A 655-nucleotide genomic window follows, 5' to 3' on the forward strand; every position below is an offset into this window, starting at 1 on the left:
GTTTGTAAATCATCATATACTTGTTGATCTTCATTTTTTTACCACCACGCTTAGTTTAGCATGGTTTGGCAAGATGATAAACAATCGATTGATATGGTTTCACTGTGAAGCGTTTAAATGACTCGGGAAGATCGGTGTCATTGGAAATGAGAACCTTGGCATCATAGCCTTCAATATCAATATCGTCAGGCAGCTGAAACTCGGTCTCTTTCCCGTAAAAATTATTGATCACCAGCAGTTTTTCATCCGCTCCGTTTCTCAAATACGCGTAAAGCTCTTGATCGTCTTCCAGTATGAGCTGATAATCGCCGGTTGTAATGATATCGAATTCCTTGCGGAGCTCATTCAGCTTTTTATAATGGTAGAAAATCGAATCAGGATCGTTGAGCGCTTCTTCTGCGTTGATTTCTTTGTAGTTGTCAGGCACCGGAATCCACGGTGTGCCCGCCGTAAACCCGGCATTTTCTTCTCCGTTCCACTGCACCGGCGTCCGCGAATTATCACGGGATTTCGCTTTCAAGATTTCGATGATTTCGGCTTCCGGCTTCCCTGCTTCTTTCAGGATACGGTACATATTGAGAGATTCGACATCCCTGTAAAGGGAGATGTCATCGAATTTCGGGTTGGTCATCCCAAGCTCTTCTCCCTGGTAAAT

At 44.0% G+C, this 655-nt stretch carries 1 protein-coding gene; it reads right to left on the reverse strand.

The features are described 5' to 3' along the window. Positions 1 to 55: 55 nt before the first annotated feature. On the reverse strand, positions 56 to 655 hold a 600-nt coding region (locus tag ACWHAR_RS28170), incomplete at its 5' end, for an alpha-amylase family glycosyl hydrolase (protein WP_452088581.1).

The organism is Bacillus sp. LR--39, from assembly GCF_053613335.1.